Source organism: Sphingomonas sp. (assembly GCF_017304635.1).
Taxonomy (GTDB): domain Bacteria; phylum Pseudomonadota; class Alphaproteobacteria; order Sphingomonadales; family Sphingomonadaceae; genus Sphingomonas.
This window is the reverse complement of record NZ_JAFKMA010000006.1, coordinates 17,872-35,918: the sequence shown is the minus strand read 5'-3', so window position 1 is coordinate 35,918 and position 18,047 is coordinate 17,872. Positions and strand designations below refer to the sequence as shown.

Genomic DNA, 18,047 nt, shown 5'->3' with positions numbered 1-18,047 from the left:
GGAAGTGAGCGGCCTGGGTTGACCGTCAGTGTTTGCCCTGAATCCGGATCCCGGCAAGGTGTTGCTGTTGCGACGAAGGAATCGCTTCCGTCGCAGTGCGAGGAACGCCGGGCGCGCGTTGGTTTGGCGGTGCGGACGTGCTTGCGTCGCGCCGTTTAAGCTCGGTGGCGGGTTGTTATATAAAACAGAACAAAACCGTGAGTTATTTGAAGTAACTAAAAGCTCTCACTACCGCTACCGTACAGGGAGGACGGTTTCGAAACGGCAGAGCGGAGCGGCTGGTCCCATGCAAATCGCAGGACAGAAGATCGGGTTGCACGTCGCGGAGGCGCTTCGTGGATGACCGTGACGAATCCGCGCCGACGCAGTCTCGGGCTGTCCAATCGGACCCGGGCAAGTCGGGGCTGCCGAGCCGGCATACGACAGTAGGCCCCGAGCGCGCACCCCATCGCTCGTTCCTGTACGCGATGGGCTTGTCGGCCCGCGAGATCGCGCAACCTTTCGTCGGCGTCGTCACGACCTGGAATGAAGCGGCGCCCTGCAACATCTCGCTGTCTCGGCAGGCGCAGGTGGTGAAGAAGGGGGTGGCGGCCGCCGGCGGCACGCCGCGCGAGTTCACCACCATTACGGTCACCGACGGCATTGCGATGGGGCACGCCGGCATGAAGGCCTCGCTCGTCAGCCGCGAGGTGATCGCCGACTCGGTTGAACTCTCCGTGCGCGGTCATTGCTACGACGCGCTGGTGGGGCTGGCCGGGTGCGACAAGACTCTGCCGGGGCTGATGATGGCGATGCTGCGCCTCAACGTGCCCTCGGTATTCCTCTACGGCGGCTCGATCCTGCCGGGACGGTTCCGCGGCAAAGACGTCACGGTGCTCGACGTGTTCGAGGCGGTCGGCGCCAACGCCGCCGGAACGATGAGCGATGCGGACCTCGCCGAACTCGAAACGGTGGCATGCCCATCGGCGGGGTCATGCGGCGGCCAATATACCGCCAACAGCATGGCCTATGTGTCGGAGGCGATCGGTCTCGCTCTGCCGGGTTCGGCCAGCACACCGGCGCCTTACGAGTCCCGGGACCGGTTTGCCGACGCGTCGGGTCGCGCGGTGATGGCGCTGCTCAAACGGGGCTTGCGCCCGCGTGACATCGTCACGCGCCAGGCGCTCGAGAATGCGGCCGCGGTCGTCGCCGCGACAGGCGGATCGACCAACGCCGCGCTCCATCTGCCGGCGATGGCCCATGAGGCAGGCATCGCCTTCGACATCTTCGATGTCGCCGCGGTGTTTCGGCGCACGCCGTTGATCGCCGATCTGAAGCCCGGTGGACGCTATCTCGCCAAGGACGTGCACGAGATCGGCGGCGTGCCGGTGGTCCTGAAGGCGCTGCTCGACGGTGGCTTCCTGCACGGCGAATGCCTGACGGTCACGGGCCGCACCCTGGCCGAGAATCTGGAATCCGTGCTTTTGCCCGACCACCAGGACGTCGTCCATCCGACGACGCGGCCGCTGTCACCGACCGGCGGCCTCGTCGGCCTTTCCGGAAATCTCGCGCCTGAAGGGGCAATCGTGAAGGTGGCGGGCCTGCGCAGGCTCGCCTTCAGCGGTCCGGCGCGCGTGTTCGACCGGGAGGAGGATGCCTTCGCAGCGGTGATGCAGCGGCGCTACCATGCGGGCGAGGTGCTCGTCATCCGCTACGAGGGGCCGCGTGGCGGACCCGGCATGCGCGAGATGCTGTCCACCACCTCGGCGATCTATGGCCAGGGCATGGGGGAGGACGTGGCCTTGATTACCGACGGCCGCTTCTCGGGCGCGACGCGCGGCCTGTGCGTCGGTCATGTCGGACCGGAAGCCGCGGTCGGCGGCCCGATCGCATTGATCGAGGACGGCGATGTGATTGAGATCGATGCGGAGCGAGGGACGCTCTCGCTCCGCATCGATCCCGCCGAGTTGGCGGCGCGCCGCGAGCGGTGGCAGCCGCGCCGGCATGCCTTCCAGTCCGGAGCGCTGTGGCGCTACGCGCAGACCGTCGGTTCCGCCGGCAAGGGCGCGGTGACCCATCCAGGCGCTGCCGCCGAAGAGCACGTCTATGCTGATATCTGACCCAGGCGCCGCAGCCGAGAGAGTGGAGTCATCCAGCGCGCACCGCTTAGTCCTTCGCCAGCCCGATGATTGGCATGTGCATCTCCGTGACGGCGGGATGCTCGCCGCCGTCGTCAACGAGACCGCCCGTCAGTTCGCCAGGGCGATCGTCATGCCCAACCTCGATCCGCCGGTGACCACCGTGGCCGCGGCGGAAGCCTATCGTGCGCGGATCCAGGGGGCGCTCGCGCCTGGCCTTGCCTTCACACCGCTGATGACGGCCTATCTGACCGACGACATCGCCCCGGCGGAAATCGAGCGCGGCTTCAGGTCCGGCGTGTTCACCGCAGCCAAGCTCTATCCTGCGCATGCGACCACCAACGCCGCGCAGGGCGTGACGGACGTGGCTCACATCTTCGGCGTCCTTGACGTCATGCAGCGCCTGGGGATGCCGTTGCTGCTGCACGGGGAAGTCACGGACCACGACGTCGATGTTTTCGACCGCGAAGCCGTCTTCATCGACCGTGTGCTTGCGAATGTCGTCGCAGGATTTCCCGCTCTCAAGATTGTCTTCGAGCATATCACCACCGCCGAAGCCGTGGCCTTCGTCGAGGCCGCCGGGCCGAACGTCGGCGCCACGATCACGCCACACCATCTGATGATCAATCGCAACGCGATGTTCGCCGGCGGCATCAGACCGCATCTCTACTGCCTGCCGGTCGCAAAACGCGAGCGGCATCGTCTGGCGTTGCGACGCGCGGCGACCTCGGGAAATCCGAAGTTCTTCCTCGGCACCGATTCAGCGCCACACGCGGTCCGTGACAAGGAGTCCGCCTGCGGCTGCGCCGGCATCTTCAACGCGCCGGTCGCCCTGCAGAGTTACGCCACGGTGTTTGACGAGGAAGGTGCGCTGGACCGGTTCGAAGCCTTCGCGTCTGAGCATGGAGCGCGCTTCTACGACCTCCCGCTCAACGCCGGCTCGATCGTCCTTGAACGGACACCATGGCGGGCGCCATCGGTCTTCGCCGCTGCTGGCGACCAAGTCGTTCCGTTCCAGGCCGGTGCGTCCATGGCCTGGACGTATCGAGGACCGATCGATGCGCCGTCATGAGCGAACCGCGATCTATGAACCACGTCCTTACGCAGGTCGCAGCGCCGTGCTCGCCACCATGCATCGCAAGGAAGAAGCGATCGCGCCGGCCCTTAGCGCGACCCTTGGTCTTGTCGTCGTACCCGCGGCGGGTCTCGATACCGATCAGCTCGGGACGTTCTCGGGCGAAATCGCGCGGCAGGGGACGATGCTCGAGGTCGCGGTGCGCAAGGCGAGGCTGGGCATGCAGGGCGCCGGATTACCGCTCGGCCTCGCCAGCGAGGGCTCGTTCGGGCCCCATCCAGCGATCCCGTTCTTCGCGGCCGGCATGGAGCTCCTGGTGTTCGTCGATGACGAGAGGGGGATCGTCGTCAGTGAAAGCCTGATCGCCGACGCGACCAACTTCGGCCATCTCGTCGTTTCTCCAGGCGATGCGCTGGAGGCATTCCTCGAACGGGTGGGATTCCCGAGCCACGCCCTGATCGTGCGGGCGAATGAGGGTTCGGTGACAGCGGCTCTCGTTAAAGGCCTCACCGACCGGAAAGGCCTTGCGCTCGCGATCGCGGCCGCCGCTGCCGCATCCTCGGATGGCCGGGCGCGTCTCGAGACCGACATGCGCGCGCACCTCAATCCGACGCGGATGAAAAGCCTCGCCGCGCTCGCGGATCGCCTCGCTCGACGGCTCGCGACACCGTGCCCTGCGTGCGGCGCGCCCGGCTTCGGACGTACGGGATCGCGGATCGGGCTGAAATGCGAGGACTGCGGCGCGCCCACCGAAATGGTCCTCGCCGAGGAATATGGTTGCTCGGTGTGTGGGTGTCGTGAGGAACGGCCTCGGTCTGATGGGTTGCTCCGTGCGCCGGCGCAATATTGCCCGGAGTGCAATCCATGAGGAAGCGGGGCGCTCGCCCGGATTCGAGATCGTCGTCGCGGGGTGCTGCTGCTCGGAGGCGTGCGCGGCGCGAAGGGCGGACCCCGCCGGCTTCGGTGGGGCCCGCCGAATCGCCAATCGCACCGCCGCTCCCGGTGGACCGCCCCTCGTGATCCACGGTGTGCGAGCTCACGACGCCGCGCTGGAGCGGCTGCGCGCGCTGCATCCGCAGCTGATCGACTTCTCGCTCGTTCGCATGAAGCGTCTCTGCGCGAAACTGGGGCGCCCTGAGCGTCGGCTGCCGCCCGTAATCCATGTGGCGGGGACCAACGGCAAAGGGTCGACGATCGCCTTCCTGCGCGGCATCGCCGAGGCCGCCGGCTTACGCACGCATGTCTATACCTCACCGCACCTCGTACGTTTTGCGGAGCGCATCCGGCTGGCGGGCGAACTGATTTCCGAGGACGATCTGGCCGAGGTGGTGGCGCGGATTGAAACGGCGAACGAGGGTGAGCCGATCACATTCTTCGAGATCACGACGGCGGCGGCGTTGCTGGCGTTCGCGGAGACGCCCGCCGATCTCTGCCTTGTCGAGGTGGGTCTGGGCGGGCGTTATGACGCAACGAACGTCATAGAGCGTCCGGCGATCACGGCCATCGCGCCCGTCGCCCTTGACCACTGTGAGTTTCTTGGCGAAACGATCGCCGAGATCGCGGGGGAGAAGGCCGGCATCATAAAACCCGGCGTTCCCTGCGTTTCCACTCGCCAGGTCGAAAGCGCCTTGGTCGTGATCAGGAAAGCGGCCGAGCGCGCACGAGCGCCGCTGATGCTCGCTGGCCGCGACTTTAATGCATGGACGGAACAGGACCGCGTCCGCTACCAGGACTCTGCCGGCAATATGGACTTGCCCCACGGTCGTTTGATGGGCGCGCATCAGGTCGCCAACGCGGGGCTCGCGGTAGCCGTGGCCCGCAAGTTCGGCTTGTCGGATGCAGCCGTGAACGAGGGACTGAGACGCGCCTCGTGGCCTGCCCGGATGCAGCGCTTGACGGCGGGTCCGCTGGCCGCACGAGCGTCAGCGCGAGGCGCCGATCTCTGGCTCGACGGCGCCCACAATCCGCACGCGTTCGAATCGCTGGCGCGATCGTTGCGCGACCTCAGAGCGAGGGACGGGCGGCCATTGGCAGTCATCCTCGGCGTCCTCGCCAACAAGGACCTTGAAGGCATCTTCGCGGCGTTGTGTCCGATCCGTCCCCTAAAGCTGTTGCTCGTGGACTTTGATGCAAGCGGGGCGGCCGATCCCGCGGTCCTTTTGGACGTGGCTCGGCGTACAGGGCTTGGCGCGGAGGTTCGGCCGGATGTCTCATCGGCTCTCGATGCGGCGCTTTCTGGCGATGGGCCGCCGCCGCATGTGGTCATTTGCGGTTCGCTGTATCTCGCTGGCGAGGTCTTGGCGCTGGACTTAGAAACCTGGCCAAAATGAAAGGCTGACGTTGCCGCAGGGTGCATTCGAGCGGAAGCCACGGCATCCTTTCCGTTCGCCGCCCGGATGGGCAACTCCAAGCCAATAATTCGAAACGCGACGCTTCTCGGTGCCCGCGTAGAAGGTCTCGCTGAGGTTCGGGACCGGAAGAGGCCTTTGCGAGGGGGTCGGCGGGAGAGCTCGCGGTTGGCTGCGCAAGGCCGAAGGTCCAGCTCCGACCAGCGGGCTAGGGATTCACAACCGGGTTCAGTGGGACGGACACCGTCGATCTTACCCGACATCAATGGCAGCCGAGCCTGAGGTCTCCATAAACGGGGGGTAAGTCGTCGCGTAACGACCCCAATCCCCCTGCGCTCCCCTGCGCGAGAAGGAGAAACCCGGATGGCCAGTGTTTCAAATCCCATGACTCGTGATCTGTCAGCGGGAGTATCGGATCAACCCCAAGCGCCACCCTACCTCCCGGCAGCTGTGCTCCTGCTCGCCCAATTCATCTTGATGTGGGCCGCCTTCTTCATATTGATGCCGTCAATCAACTGGCCCGCGTCGCTCGGGGAGCCGCCATCGATCATCCTGCCGTTGATCCTTCAACAGGCCGGTCCGGTCTTTGCGGGCTATCTGAGCTACCTCCTGCACGCACTGATTCTGATTCCCTTGGCGATCTTACTCGGCCGCACATTGGCGATGGGGCGGGCGCTCGGAAACTTTGCGGTTGCGCTCGGAATTCTGGCCGGGGTCGCGAAAGCGTTTGGTATCGTCCGCTGGCTGTTCCTGATGCCGGGTCTCGCCGTTGCCTATGTCGATCCGGGCGCGAGCGGCGCCACCAAAGCCGCGATTGAGGTTGTTTACGTTTCCTTCAACGCCTTCGCTGGCGGGGTTGGTGAACTTTTAGGTGTCGGCCTTTTCGCCGGCGTCTGGACCATCCTGGTTTCGATCGCCCTGCTGAGGCTAGGCGGCGGCGCCCGCATCATCGGCTGTGCCGGTTTTATTGCGGCGGCAGGTCTGCTCTCCACGCTACCCTCGGTGATCGGGGTGGAATCATCGATCCTGCTGACGCTTTCGGGGATCTTCTGGCAGCTCTGGACGGCGGCGCTTGCGATTTGGCACCTGCGCGCACGCTCAGTGGAAAACATTGGGATCTCATCCGACGCGAGAGCGGCCGTCCGATCAAGCCGAGCCTGATCACGGCACAGGTGAACCCCCATCGCGCGGACCGGGAGCTACTTTGATGAACAGCCATGATCTGCATGTCGTGATCGGCCAGGGTCCGGTCGGCAAGGCCGTCGTCAGCTCGCTGTTGCTGCAGGGCGCGCGGGTTCGGACCGTCACCCGCTCCTCTCGTTCTGCCCGCCATGCAGGCGTCGAGGTTCACGTCGGCGACGTCTCGCGGCGTGAGGACGCCATATCGGCCTGCGCAGGGGCCACCGTGGTCTATCAATGCGCCGCGCCGCCCTATCAGAGCTGGTCCATGATGTTTCCGAAGCTGCAGGCGAGCGTTCTGGAAGGGTCTGCGCGTGCCGGCGCGGTCCTCGTGGCCGCCGAGAACCTCTACGGATACGGCGTTGCCGGGACTCTGGATGAGAACCTTCCGCTCATCGCGACAACGCGGAAGGGCAAGGTTCGTGCAGATCTCAGCCGGCAACTGATCGAGGCCCACCAACGCGGCGATGTGCGTACAGTGACTGGGCGTGCAGCCGACTTCCTCGGCCCCGGCGTGCGCCAATCGGCGTTTGGTGAGCGCGTGTGGCCGAACCTGTTAAAGGGCAAAGCGATTGGATGGTTCGGCAACGCCGACATGTTGCACAGCGTGACATATGTACCGGACTTCGCCCAAGCGCTGATCCGGCTCGGGCGGGAGGAGCGCGCCTGGGGCAGGGCATGGCACGTGCCGTCTCCACCGGCGCTAACGCCACGGGAGATCCTGACGCGGGCGGCGGAGATCGCTAACGCACCAGCGCCCAAGATCTGTCGGGTTCCCAGGTTCGTTCTCCGAACGATCGGCCTCTTCGCGCCTGCGGCGAGCGAGGTTATTGAAATGGCCTACTCCTATGAGGCGCCGTTCATCATCTCCGACAAGGCTTACACCGAAACGTTCGGCGTCCGCGCCACGGACTGGGACGACGCGCTCACGGCGACGCTGGAAAGCTGGCAGAACGCATCTTGACGCTCCGATCACCGCTTAACGGGTAGCTTTTTGACGAGCCGCCCGCGGATGCGCGACAGGCTTTCCGGCGTGATTCCGAGATAGCTCGCAATGAGATATTGTGGCACACGCCGTGCCACCTCCGGCCTGGCGTTGACAAACGTGCGGTAGCGCTCGTCAGGCGCAAGGGTGAGGAGACTGGTAGAGCGTCGCTGTGAGCCAACCAGTGCCGCCTCCACCATCAGCCGACCGAATCGCTCCATCGCATGGTCGGCGGCGTAGGCGGCGTAAAGTGCCCGGCGAGACAGACAGATCACCTCGGACGGTTCCAGCGCCTGCATCGACTGAGATGCGGGCGCTTGGGACAGGAAGCTCGATGCATCGGTGAAGACCTGGTCCTTGTCGAAAAACTGTCCGGTGCGCTCTTCACCGCTATCGCCGTCGAGAAAATAGTAGCGAACAAGCCCGGCTGACATGAAGTAGATGTGCTCAGCGATGTCCCCGACCCGGAGCAGATGGTCGCCTTTGGCAAGCACACGGAGTTCGCAGGCGTCCGCGATATCGTTCAGCGTCAGCTCGGACGGCGTCAAGGGTGCCACTGATCTGATGATCAGGTCGGAAAAGGCTGCAAATGCTGGATCCTTGGAACGCATCCAGCGACTATACGCGATGCGGTGAATGCTGAAGTTCGCTTTGTGTTCGGTCGACCGTCAGCCCTTGAGACGATGTGACAGGCCTCATGATGCGCATGTGAGCAACAAAGTCATTTATCCTTTACCGCCCGCGTGAGCAGCTCCCCGAGCAAGGGATTCGGAAAGCGGCGCTTCTGGGTGATCGCGTAGAATGTTTCGCTGAGGTTCGGGACCGGACAGACCTCCACGAGCAGGCCGGCGGCGAGTTCGTCGCGCACGACGATCGGCGGTACGAGAGCCAGACCGTCGCTGTCACGGGCGAGGAGCCGCAACATGGCCATGTCATCCACTTCGGCAAAAATGATCGGGCGCACGCCGGCGAGTTCGAGGATCCGATCGAACCCAACGCGAATTTCACTGTCGAGACTCGGTAACAAGATGGGCTGCGACCGCAGGTCGTCCGGGAAGCGGAACGCGGTCGGTTCGGCGCGCGGGCGCCTTACCAGTGCGACCGGCTGCTGAGCGAGCAAATGGCTGCGAAGGTCGGAGCGCGCGTCGTGCTGCGGAGCGCTGTTGGCGAGCACGACATCGATCATATGCGCCTCAAGCTGGGCGAGGAGATCGCGCATGGTGCCTGAGCGGATAATCAACTCGACGTCGGCCCGGCCCACGAGTGGGCTCAGGAACTCCAGCTGGAAGTTTCGGGATAGCGTCGTCAACGCGCCCACCCGGAACGCCTGCCGCCGATCCACCGGCCGCCCTTTCATCGTGCTCACCAGCTCGTCTCCGGCCTGAAAGACGGTGTCGGCATAGTCGAGGGCGATCCGACCGGCCTCGGTGAGGATGAGACGCTTGCCGGATCGGTCGAACAGCGGATGGCCCAGCTGCAGCTCGAGCTTGCCGAGCTGCACCGAGAGGGCCGATTGCGAGAGATTTAGCCGATCGGCGGCGCGGGTAAGGCTGCCCTCATGCGCGATGGCCCAGAAATAGCGCAAGTGGTGATAGTTGAGGGTTGCCATTGCATGATTTTACAGAAACGAACGAAGTGCCGCAATCTTTGTATTATTAAGAACCCGCATGTGGCGTTAATTGATAGGTCGCTTCTCGCTGGAGACGACCATGACGCCGAACCTGACCTGGTGCCTCGCTCTCGGACCATTCGCGCTCGCAGTCGCCGGATTGGCGACCGGAAGCGCCAAGTCGGGTCAGCGACAGGTCGGAGGGGGCGCCGCTTGGATCGCCGGCTTCGCCCTGGCGATGGCCGCAGCCGCGGGCCTCTGCGTCGCGGTCAACGGCCCCCTGGTGACAGGCACGGTGGGGTTCGCAGGTGTCGGCCTGGGATTCTACGTCGATACTCTGGCCGCGATCATGTTCGTGCTGGTCGCCTTCGTCGGCCTGATCGTCGTCCTGTATAGCCGCAACTATCTCGACGGCGACCGCGGGCAGGCCCGCTTCACCAAGTGGCTGTGTCTGACCCTCGCGGCGGTGCTGCTGCTGATCGTCTCGGGCAATCTGTTCCAGTTCGCGCTGGCGTGGATCGCGACCAGCCTCGGGCTCAACAAGCTGCTGCTGTTCTATCCCGAGCGGCAGGCGGCCGTGCTCGCCGCGCGCAAGAAATTCCTCGCCAGCCGGCTCGGCGATCTCTGCCTGATCGCGGCGATGGTGCTGCTCCATCAGGCTTTCGGCAGTCTCGACTATGCGGTCCTGTTCGCGGGGGCGGAGGCGATGCGCGTCGGCGGAGACATTCCCGCTGCCATCCATGCGGTCGCGGTACTGCTGGTGATCGCCGCGCTGCTCAAGTCGGCGCAGTTCCCGCTGCATGGCTGGCTCACCGAGGTGATGGAGACACCGACACCCGTGTCGGCGCTCCTCCACGCCGGCGTGATCAACGCCGGCGGCTTCCTCGTGCTGCGTTTCGCCGACGTCATTTCGCTCTCGTCGCCATCGATGGAGATCCTGGTCATCGTTGGCGGCGTTACCGCGCTGTTCGGATCGGTCGTCATGCTGACCCAGACCAGCGTCAAGGTTTCGCTGGCCTATTCGACCATCGCCCAGATGGGCTTCATGATGCTGCAATGCGGGCTCGGCGCGTTCGCCGCAGCGTTGCTGCACATCGTCGCTCACTCGCTCTACAAGGCCCACGCCTTCCTCTCGTCTGGCAGCGTCATCGACCTGGCGCGGGCGTCGTGGTCGCCGAGCCCCGGCGGTCAGCCGCACCCGGCCCGGATGGCGATGATCGTCGGCCTGGTCCTGGCCGCGGCTTTGGTCGTGGGGACGCTGTTCGGCGCGACGATCACCGCGCAACCCGGTGTGTTCGCCCTCGGCGCGGTGGTGATGCTGGGTCTCGCGCACCTCATAACCCAGGCCTTCGACGAGCGGCCAAGCCTCTATGTCGTCGGCCGGACGGCCGCGCTCGCACTGGTGGTGTCGCTCGCCTATTTCGGACTCCAATGGGCGGTGGAGCATGTGCTTGCCGGGTCCTTGCCCCCGGTGCAGGCGCTGCGCGGACCACTCGACCTCGTCATCGTCGCCCTGGTCGTCCTGGCGTTCGCGGCGGTGACCGTCTTCCAGAGCGTCTTGCCGGGCAAGGCGGACGCCCCGCGCTGGCAGGCGGCCTACGTCCACCTTGCCAACGGCCTCTACGTCAACACGCTCGCCAACCGGCTGGTGCTGCGGTTCTGGCCAAGCCCGCCGCCGCCGCCCGCGATCGTTCCTTCGACCCCTGTCAGCGGAGTTCCCTCATGAGCCATGCCGTCGCCGCCGCGATCGACCCGCCGAGGCGGGCGCAAGATGCGGAGCCAGTGGCCAACCCGCCACGCCCGGCGATCGACGCCGCCATCGACCGGGCGTGCAATAAGATCGCGCCGCTTTGGCCGCTCAAGCACTTCGTCGCGGTCAATCCGTTTCTCGGCTTCAGCGACCAGAGCTTTTCCTCGACGTGCGCGACGCTGCGCCGCGTCGCCGGCGTCGACATGCTGATGCCGCGTGCATTCTACCGAGAAGCGCTGGCGGCGGGACGGATCGAGGATCGCGACCTGAAGGCGGCGGTCGCCGCGACGTCCGGTCACGCAGCGCTGGCGAGCGACGACGCGGCGCTGCGCCGGTCGGCCGCAACAGACCCGGTGACGAAGAGGCCAAAAGCAGTGGTTGCGACCGTCGCCGAGGTTCTCGACAGCCTGTCGGCGGGCGACCGCCAAGCCTCGCGCACTGCCTTCATGATCGACGAGATCTCGAAGTGGTGCGCGGCCTATTTCGACGAGGGTCAAGCCGCGTGGAAGCTGCCGTCGCGGGCGCTGCCGCCTTACGCCGCCTGGCGCGCGGCTATGCAGTTCGACCGCAACCCCGAGACGATGGGAATCAAGGGCTTCCGCAAGGCCGTCGCCGCCATGCCGGACGACCCGCGCGAAGCGATCGCCGCAGTCGTGGGCGCGCTCGGCATCCCCGAGCGCGCGGTCGAGGATTACCTGCACCGCGCGCTGATCGATGTCGGCGGCTGGGCCGCCTATGCGCGATACCGCGTCTGGGACAACTCGCTCTACGGGCGCGATGACGACACGCTGGTGCAGCTGTTGGCGATCCGGGTGGTGTGGGGCTATGCGCTGTTCCTCGAACGCGCCGACCCGGATTTTAGGGCGGCATGGTCGAAGGCGATGGCAGAGGCCACCGCGCTGCCGGAGGACGAGCGCCTTGGCGACGATCCGGAGCTGGTCGTCGATCTGATGCTGCACGAAGCCTATGAGGCCGGGTATCAGCGCCAGTTACTGGCGCGGCTCGGGCAGCACCTCGCATCCCCCGTGCCCTCAAAGGCTGTGCGCAAGGCGTTCCAGGCGGCGTTCTGCATCGACGTGCGCTCCGAGGTCTATCGGCGCGCGCTCGAGACGGTCTGCCCCGACGCCGAGACGATCGGCTTCGCCGGCTTCTTCGGCTTCCCAATCGAATATGTGCCGATCGGCCGCGACACCGGCGGCGCGCAATGCCCGGTGCTGCTCAAACCCGCCTTCGTCGTCTGCGAGGCGGTCGCCGGTGCTTCCGAGCCCGAGGAGGCGGAGATCCTCAACCGGCGCCTGCTGCGCCGCCGCGCGGCGAAGGCGTGGAAGGCGTTCAAGCTCTCGGCGGTGTCTTCCTTCACCTATGTCGAGACGGCGGGGTTGCTGTTCGCCGGCAAGCTCGTCGGCGACAGCGCGCGCCTGACCCGGACGGTCAGCGACCCCAATACCGATGGCCTCGACGAGAGCGTCATCGATCGGGTGGGCCCGCGTCTAGATCCCCGCGCGGTGGCTGGCCGGCTCACCGGCTTCGACGACGCGCAGCGTGTCGCCATGGCCGAGGCCGTCCTGCGCGCGATGTCGATGACGCAAGACTTCGCGCGCCTGGTCCTGCTCACCGGGCACGGCAGCACGACCGTCAACAATCCCCATGCCTCGGGGCTCGATTGCGGCGCGTGCGGCGGCCACACCGGCGAGGCGAACGCACGGGTCGCCGCCGCCATCCTCAACGATCCGGGCGTGCGCAGAGGTCTCGCCGGCAAGGGAATCGATATCCCCGAGGACACCTGGTTCCTGGGCTGCCTGCACGATACGACCACCGACGAGGTCCACATCTTCGACGCGGACGATCTCCCCGCGTCCCACGCCGCCGATCTCGCCGCTCTGCGCAGGGCGCTGGCGAAGGCTTCGTCGCTGGCGCGCGCCGAACGCGCGCTGGGGCTCGGAATCGACAAGACCAGGGACGTTGATCGTGCGGTGAAGGCGCGTAGCCGCGACTGGGCGCAGGTCCGTCCCGAATGGGGGCTCGCGGGCAACGCCGCCTTCATCGCCGCGCCGCGGTCACGGACGCGCGGGCTCGATCTCGGCGGCCGCGCCTTCCTGCACGACTATGACTGGCGCAAGGACGACGGGTTCGGCGTGCTCGAACTGATCATGACCGCGCCGATGGTCGTCGCGAGCTGGATCAACCTGCAATATTACGGCTCGACCGTGAACAACCGCGCCTTCGGCAGCGGCAACAAGGTGCTGCACAACGTCGTCGGGCAGCTGGGGGTGCTGGAGGGCAACTCCGGTGACCTCAAGGTGGGATTGCCCTGGCAGTCGGTCCACGACGGCGAGCGCTTCGTGCATGAACCGCTGCGGCTCAACGTCTTCATCGCAGCCCCCGAAGACGCGCTGAATGGCGTCATCGAGAAGCACGCGGGCGTTCGTCATCTCGTCGACAACGGCTGGGTTCACCTCTTCCGGCTGGCCGATGAAGGCCGGGTGATCCGCCGCTACGTCGGTGGGCTTCAATGGGAAGCCGCCGCATGACCGCACGGCTGTCCCACCTCGCGCGACTGGAATCGGAGGCGATCCACATCCTGCGCGAAGCCGTCGCCGAAGCGCGCAAGCCGGTGATGCTGTTCTCGGCCGGCAAGGACTCGACCGTGCTCGCTTACCTCGCCTTGCGCGCCTTCTTCCCGGGAAGGCCTCCGTTCCCGCTGCTCCACATCGACTCGACCTGGGAGTTCCAGTCGCTGCTCGACTTCCGCGACGGCTTCGCGCGAGAGCATCGCTTCGAGTTGATCGTCCACGCCAATGAGGCGGCGCGCGCCGCCGGTCTCAACCCGTTCGATCATGGCGATCGCTATACGTTGGAGATGCGCACCGAGCCGCTCAAGGCCGCGCTGGACCAGGGCGGCTATGACTTCGTCTTCGGCGGGGCGCGCCGCGACGAAGAGAAGTCGCGGGCCAAAGAGCGGGTGTTTTCCGTTCGGAGCGCCGGCCATGTCTGGGATCCGCGCCAACAGCGGCCCGAACTCTGGAACCTATACAACACCCGGCTCGGCAAGGATCAGTCGGCGCGGGTGTTCCCGCTCTCGAACTGGACCGAAACCGACGTCTGGACCTACGCGCTGACACACGACATCGCGCTGGCGCCGCTCTATTTCGCCGCGCCCCGGCCGGTTGTCGAGAGGGGCGGCGGGCTGATCGTCGTCGATGATGAGCCCCGCATGCGACTGCGGGCCGGCGAAACCGTCCAAACCAAGACCGTGCGTTTTCGGACGCTCGGCTGCTGGCCGGTGACGGCGGCGGTCGAATCCGACGCGGCCGACCTCCGCTCAGTCGTTCAGGAGACGTTGGCTGCCACGGGATCGGAACGTCAGGGCCGGATCAGTGACGGCGAGGACGGCGGCTCGCTCGAACAGAAGAAGCGGGAGGGGTATTTCTAGTCATGCCGGCCGCTCCGCGCCCCTACGACGATGAACTGGCGATGCTCGCGACGATGCACGCCAAGGAGCGGGTGATCGCGCCGCTGCTGGAACGATCGCTCGGCGTGCGCGTCAGGGTAAGCAGCGGCATCGATACTGACCGGTTTGGGACCTTCAGCCGGGACGTCGAGCGGACCGGCTCGCAGCTCGATGCCGCGCGGGCCAAGATCGCGGCGGCGTTCGCGGAAGCGCCCGACGCTCAGTTCGCGTTGGCCAGCGAAGGCAGTTTCGGCCCTCATCCTTACATCCCGTTCGCGCCGCTCGCCCGCGAGATCGTCGTCCTGGCCGATCGCGCGCGCGGGATTGAGCTCATCGGTCGTCATGCGAGCCTGACCACCAACTTCAGTCACGCGGTTGTTTCAGACTTGCCCAGCGCGCGCGCATTTTGCGAGCGGGCCCAGTTCCCCGGTCATGGCGTGATCGTCATCGGCTGCATCGACGGTGAGCCGGCGCCTGGCCGCGCGCTCATCAAGGACATCGCCAGCGCGGCGGACCTCGACAACGCTGTGACTCAGACGATCGCGATGTGCGGCGCGGCCTTCGTCGAGACCGACATGCGAGCCCATCGCAACCCGACCCGCATGCGCGCCATCAAAGCCGCCACCCTCGATCTGGTCCGCCGGTTCCGCAGCAAGTGTCCCGTGTGCGCGGCGCCCGGATTCGCGGTAACCGAGCGGCTTTCCGGTCTGCCCTGTTCGTGGTGCGGCGGGCCAACTCTGGCGATCAAGGCGGACGTGCTTTCGTGCGAGGGCTGTGGTCATCGGATCGAGCGCCCCGTCGCAGCGACGACGGCGGACCCAGGTCAATGCGGCGATTGCAACCCCTGAGGTCAGTCGAGAGAGGAGGTCCACATGGCAGAAGTCGGAAAGCCCCGCGACGGCCCAGCAGACACCGACTCGATGATCGAATGGGTCCTGTCGCACCCTGGTATGAGCAAGTGGCTAAAGGACGCGCTGCGTAGCGCACTTGATCGGAACCCCTTTGATGTCCTCAACGACCTCGAAATATTGAAACACCTGTCGACAGCACGATGCCGATCAGCGCTGAGCTCCTATTACGCGGAACCCGACAGCGGCGCCGTCGAGTCCGTCGACAAGGATTGAGCCTGCGCCTCGAGAGATGACAGGAGGCGTTGAAAGGATGGAGCTTCGGCATCTTCGCTACATGGTTGCAGCCGCCGAGCGGGGGAGCTTCCGGCGCGCCGCTAAAGCAATGGGAGTCCACGAGTCCGCTATTAGCCGCCGCGTGCGCGACCTTGAGGATGAGATCGGCGCAGCACTGTTTGTCCGCCATCACGGGGGCGTTCAACTCACCCATGCAGGCAACCAGTTTCTCGTCCGGGCACGCAAGGCCCTGCGGCATATTGGTCATGCAGCGATGGATGCCGGCTCGCACGGGCGTGGAGAGGCTGGAGCTGTCCGGATCGGCATATTCTCTTCTCTTGCTTCCGGATTCCTCGCTGATCTGCTGCGCAGCTTCATTGCGGCACATCCGGCCATCCGACCCGACCTTGTCGAGGGCGGACCGTCTACGCACATCAACGCGATACAGCGGCTTGAACTTGACGTTGCGTTTCTCACTGGCGAACCGAGCGCGGAGGGCTGTGATGTGGCACAGCTTTGGACGGAACGCGTTTATGTGGCAGTCCCCCTGGGTGACGAGTTGTCGAAGATGGCGGTTATTTCGTGGGCGGCCCTATACGAGCGACACTTCATCATCAGCGATACCGACCCCGGGCCCGAAATCCACGACTATCTCATCAAGCACCTCGCTGACCTCGGTCGTCACCCGAGCATTGAGAGCCATCGCGTTGGGCGAGATAATCTGATGCACCTCGTGGCCCTTGGGCGAGGTCTGACTTTGACAAGCGAAGCGACCATAGCGACGCGCTTCCCCGGTGTTGTTTACCGGCCGCTCTCGGACGATCTCCTCACGTTCTGTGCCGTATGGTCTCCGCGAAACGACAATCCGGCCTTGAGACGATTGCTCAGCCTCGCCAAGTCGCTGTCAGCGCCCCAAGGGCTCGCAAGGTCACGCGTCGATTCCTAAGTCTTGAATCAATTACAATGTCGTCGAATGCGGTTCAGCTACCTGTTGTCCGACGCGCTTTTGCGAACGCTCGATCGGTCGCCATGAACCGCTCGATCATCGGTGAAATCAGCTTGATCGGATCACCGACAGGCCGACCCGTCTCGCGCGCGAGCACCTCGGCGTAGGCGATCAGGTTCCGATGGACGGTCGCCGGCAGTTCGACCGACGCCTTAACCGGCTTGTCGTCGTCGAGGGCGCCAAGTTTCAGCTTCGCCATGGTCAACCTCCATAGGGCTCGAGAACAAGGTCGCGCGTTACGATGACCCGTACGGGGAATCCCGGTCGGATCGTAAGCGTCGGCGCGACGTTGAGCTGACGGCGGACGATCTGCTGGCCGGCGTCATTGATGGTGTCCTGTCCGCCGTTGCGGATCGCCTGGATCAGGCGGTTCTCATCGTTGGTCGCGAGCTCGGCGCCGACGCTTAGCAACGTGGAGAGGCCAGCCGCCTTGGCGAGATCCCACCAATGATAATCGACGCCGTCCTGAAGACCGGCGTAGCCTTCCGCATCAGCACCGGGCTGACGCTCGAGCACAATTGACCGGCCGTTCGGGAAGATCAGCCGGTTCCAGACCAGCAGCACGCGGCTTTGACCGAACTGAACGTTGTTGTCGTATTGGCCGATGATGCGCGTGCCTTGTGGCACGAGCAGGGTACGTCCGGTTGGGCTGTCATAGATGTTTTCGGTCACCTGGGCTGCAATTTGGCCCGGAAGGTCGGAACGGATGCCGGTAATGAGCGCGGCGGAGATGACCGCGCCCGCCTGCAGGATGTTCGGCGACGCCGGCGCGGCGACGCGGTCGGGGGCGACCGTGCGCCGATCGGCGGCGGCATTGAGGAAGGCGAGCTGCCGATCCTGCGCTGTGGGTGTGGCGGGTTGCGGCGCCAGCCCGAGGCCTGTGAGATCGGGCGCCGGTGGGGGCGCGACAGAGGCAACGCCGGCTGCCGGCGATGACAGCGGACGGCCCTCCGTCCCGGCAAAGAGCTTGGCAGTGCGCGCGGTCTCGATCTCCTGGAGACGTCGTTGCTCCTCGGCGCTGAGGCCGGGGTTCGGCGTGGCGATGCCGGGCACCGGCACCGGTTGGCCGCGGTTCTGCGCGTCGAGGATTGGGCGACCGAGATCGCCTGGGAGCGGTGGTCCGAGCTGCGGAACCCGGCTGTAGTCGCGCGGGAGGCTCGCCAAGCCGTCCGCGGTCGAGCGGTTGTCGGTGGAATAGAGCTCCTCGGAGGCCTTGCCGCCGTCGCGGGTTTGAAGCGCGTAGATCAGGGCGCCGCCGAGGCCGACGCTCGCGACCAGCCCGATCCCGGCGAGCACCTTGCGTGACAGCCGCGTGACCCTTGGTGCTTCGGCGCGCAGCCGCATGGTCGAGGCAGCCTCCGGGGCGGCCCCCGTCAGCGGCGCCGTCTCGTCTTTCGGGGACT

Annotated in this window: 16 protein-coding genes; 12 read left to right on the top strand and 4 right to left on the bottom strand. The window is 65.8% G+C overall.

Annotated features, from left to right (window positions below; translation table 11 throughout):
• Positions 1-335 precede the first annotated feature (335 nt).
• The 6 genes from ilvD (at position 336) to J0I47_RS15085 (ending at position 7,683) form a co-directional block, all read left to right on the top strand.
• Positions 336-2,099 carry a dihydroxy-acid dehydratase gene (gene ilvD / locus J0I47_RS15110; protein ID WP_116970708.1) on the top strand — a complete coding sequence of 588 codons (1,764 nt, stop codon included), beginning with the start codon at positions 336-338 and terminating at the stop codon, positions 2,097-2,099.
• On the top strand, positions 2,086-3,189 hold the full coding sequence (pyrC, locus tag J0I47_RS15105; protein ID WP_116970713.1) for a dihydroorotase: 1,104 nt from the start codon (positions 2,086-2,088) through the stop codon (positions 3,187-3,189). The genes ilvD and pyrC overlap by 14 nt, the downstream gene beginning before the upstream one ends.
• Complete coding sequence (locus J0I47_RS15100; RefSeq protein WP_116970709.1) at positions 3,176-4,060, top strand: DUF6671 family protein; 885 nt, start codon at positions 3,176-3,178, stop codon at positions 4,058-4,060. The genes pyrC and J0I47_RS15100 overlap by 14 nt, the downstream gene beginning before the upstream one ends.
• A 148-nt stretch (positions 4,061-4,208) precedes the next feature.
• On the top strand, positions 4,209-5,522 hold the full coding sequence (locus J0I47_RS15095) for a folylpolyglutamate synthase/dihydrofolate synthase family protein (RefSeq protein ID WP_116970710.1): 1,314 nt from the start codon (positions 4,209-4,211) through the stop codon (positions 5,520-5,522).
• Between the two features lie 468 nt (positions 5,523-5,990).
• The gene (locus tag J0I47_RS15090) at positions 5,991-6,701 is read left to right on the top strand and encodes a DUF4386 family protein (RefSeq protein ID WP_294047770.1); all 711 of its coding nucleotides are present in this window, start codon (positions 5,991-5,993) and stop codon (positions 6,699-6,701) included.
• A gap of 46 nt (positions 6,702-6,747) precedes the next feature.
• Positions 6,748-7,683, top strand: coding sequence for an NAD-dependent epimerase/dehydratase family protein (locus tag J0I47_RS15085; RefSeq protein WP_137900591.1), 936 nt, complete (start codon positions 6,748-6,750; stop codon positions 7,681-7,683).
• Between the two features lie 8 nt (positions 7,684-7,691).
• Here the strand turns inward: J0I47_RS15085 and J0I47_RS15080 are convergent, their stop codons facing one another.
• Both J0I47_RS15080 and J0I47_RS15075 read right to left on the bottom strand, forming a co-directional pair.
• Entirely contained in the window at positions 7,692-8,315 is a 624-nt protein-coding gene (locus J0I47_RS15080) for a Crp/Fnr family transcriptional regulator (protein WP_116970728.1), read from the bottom strand.
• 110 nt (positions 8,316-8,425) lie between these two features.
• Positions 8,426-9,313 carry a LysR family transcriptional regulator gene (locus J0I47_RS15075; protein WP_116970729.1) on the bottom strand — a complete coding sequence of 296 codons (888 nt, stop codon included), beginning with the start codon at positions 9,311-9,313 and terminating at the stop codon, positions 8,426-8,428.
• A gap of 100 nt (positions 9,314-9,413) precedes the next feature.
• Here J0I47_RS15075 and J0I47_RS15070 point away from each other — a divergent pair, with 100 nt between their 5' ends.
• The 6 genes from J0I47_RS15070 to J0I47_RS15045 are packed head-to-tail and all read left to right on the top strand — an operon-like array spanning position 9,414 to position 16,584.
• On the top strand, positions 9,414-11,039 hold the full coding sequence (locus J0I47_RS15070; RefSeq protein WP_116970730.1) for an NADH-quinone oxidoreductase subunit L: 1,626 nt from the start codon (positions 9,414-9,416) through the stop codon (positions 11,037-11,039).
• On the top strand, positions 11,036-13,594 hold the full coding sequence (locus tag J0I47_RS15065; RefSeq protein ID WP_116970731.1) for a YbcC family protein: 2,559 nt from the start codon (positions 11,036-11,038) through the stop codon (positions 13,592-13,594). The genes J0I47_RS15070 and J0I47_RS15065 overlap by 4 nt, the downstream gene beginning before the upstream one ends.
• On the top strand, positions 13,591-14,496 hold the full coding sequence (gene cysD, locus J0I47_RS15060; RefSeq protein ID WP_116970737.1) for a sulfate adenylyltransferase subunit CysD: 906 nt from the start codon (positions 13,591-13,593) through the stop codon (positions 14,494-14,496). The genes J0I47_RS15065 and cysD overlap by 4 nt, the downstream gene beginning before the upstream one ends.
• Before the next feature lie 2 nt (positions 14,497-14,498).
• Positions 14,499-15,362 carry a DUF6671 family protein gene (locus tag J0I47_RS15055; protein ID WP_116970732.1) on the top strand — a complete coding sequence of 288 codons (864 nt, stop codon included), beginning with the start codon at positions 14,499-14,501 and terminating at the stop codon, positions 15,360-15,362.
• Positions 15,363-15,386: 24 nt separating this feature from the next.
• Complete coding sequence (locus J0I47_RS15050) at positions 15,387-15,638, top strand: hypothetical protein (RefSeq protein WP_116970733.1); 252 nt, start codon at positions 15,387-15,389, stop codon at positions 15,636-15,638.
• 16 nt (positions 15,639-15,654) lie between these two features.
• Entirely contained in the window at positions 15,655-16,584 is a 930-nt protein-coding gene (locus tag J0I47_RS15045; RefSeq protein ID WP_198669510.1) for a LysR family transcriptional regulator, read from the top strand.
• A 34-nt stretch (positions 16,585-16,618) separates the two neighbouring features.
• Here J0I47_RS15045 and J0I47_RS15040 read toward each other — a convergent pair whose 3' ends face one another.
• Both J0I47_RS15040 and J0I47_RS15035 read right to left on the bottom strand, forming a co-directional pair.
• Positions 16,619-16,843, bottom strand: a complete 225-nt coding sequence (locus tag J0I47_RS15040) for a DUF2274 domain-containing protein (protein ID WP_116970734.1) — start codon at positions 16,841-16,843, stop codon at positions 16,619-16,621.
• 2 nt (positions 16,844-16,845) lie between these two features.
• Positions 16,846-17,988: a TrbI/VirB10 family protein gene (locus J0I47_RS15035; RefSeq protein WP_116970739.1), complete on the bottom strand. Its 1,143-nt coding sequence runs from the start codon at positions 17,986-17,988 to the stop codon at positions 16,846-16,848.
• Positions 17,989-18,047: the final 59 nt, after the last annotated feature.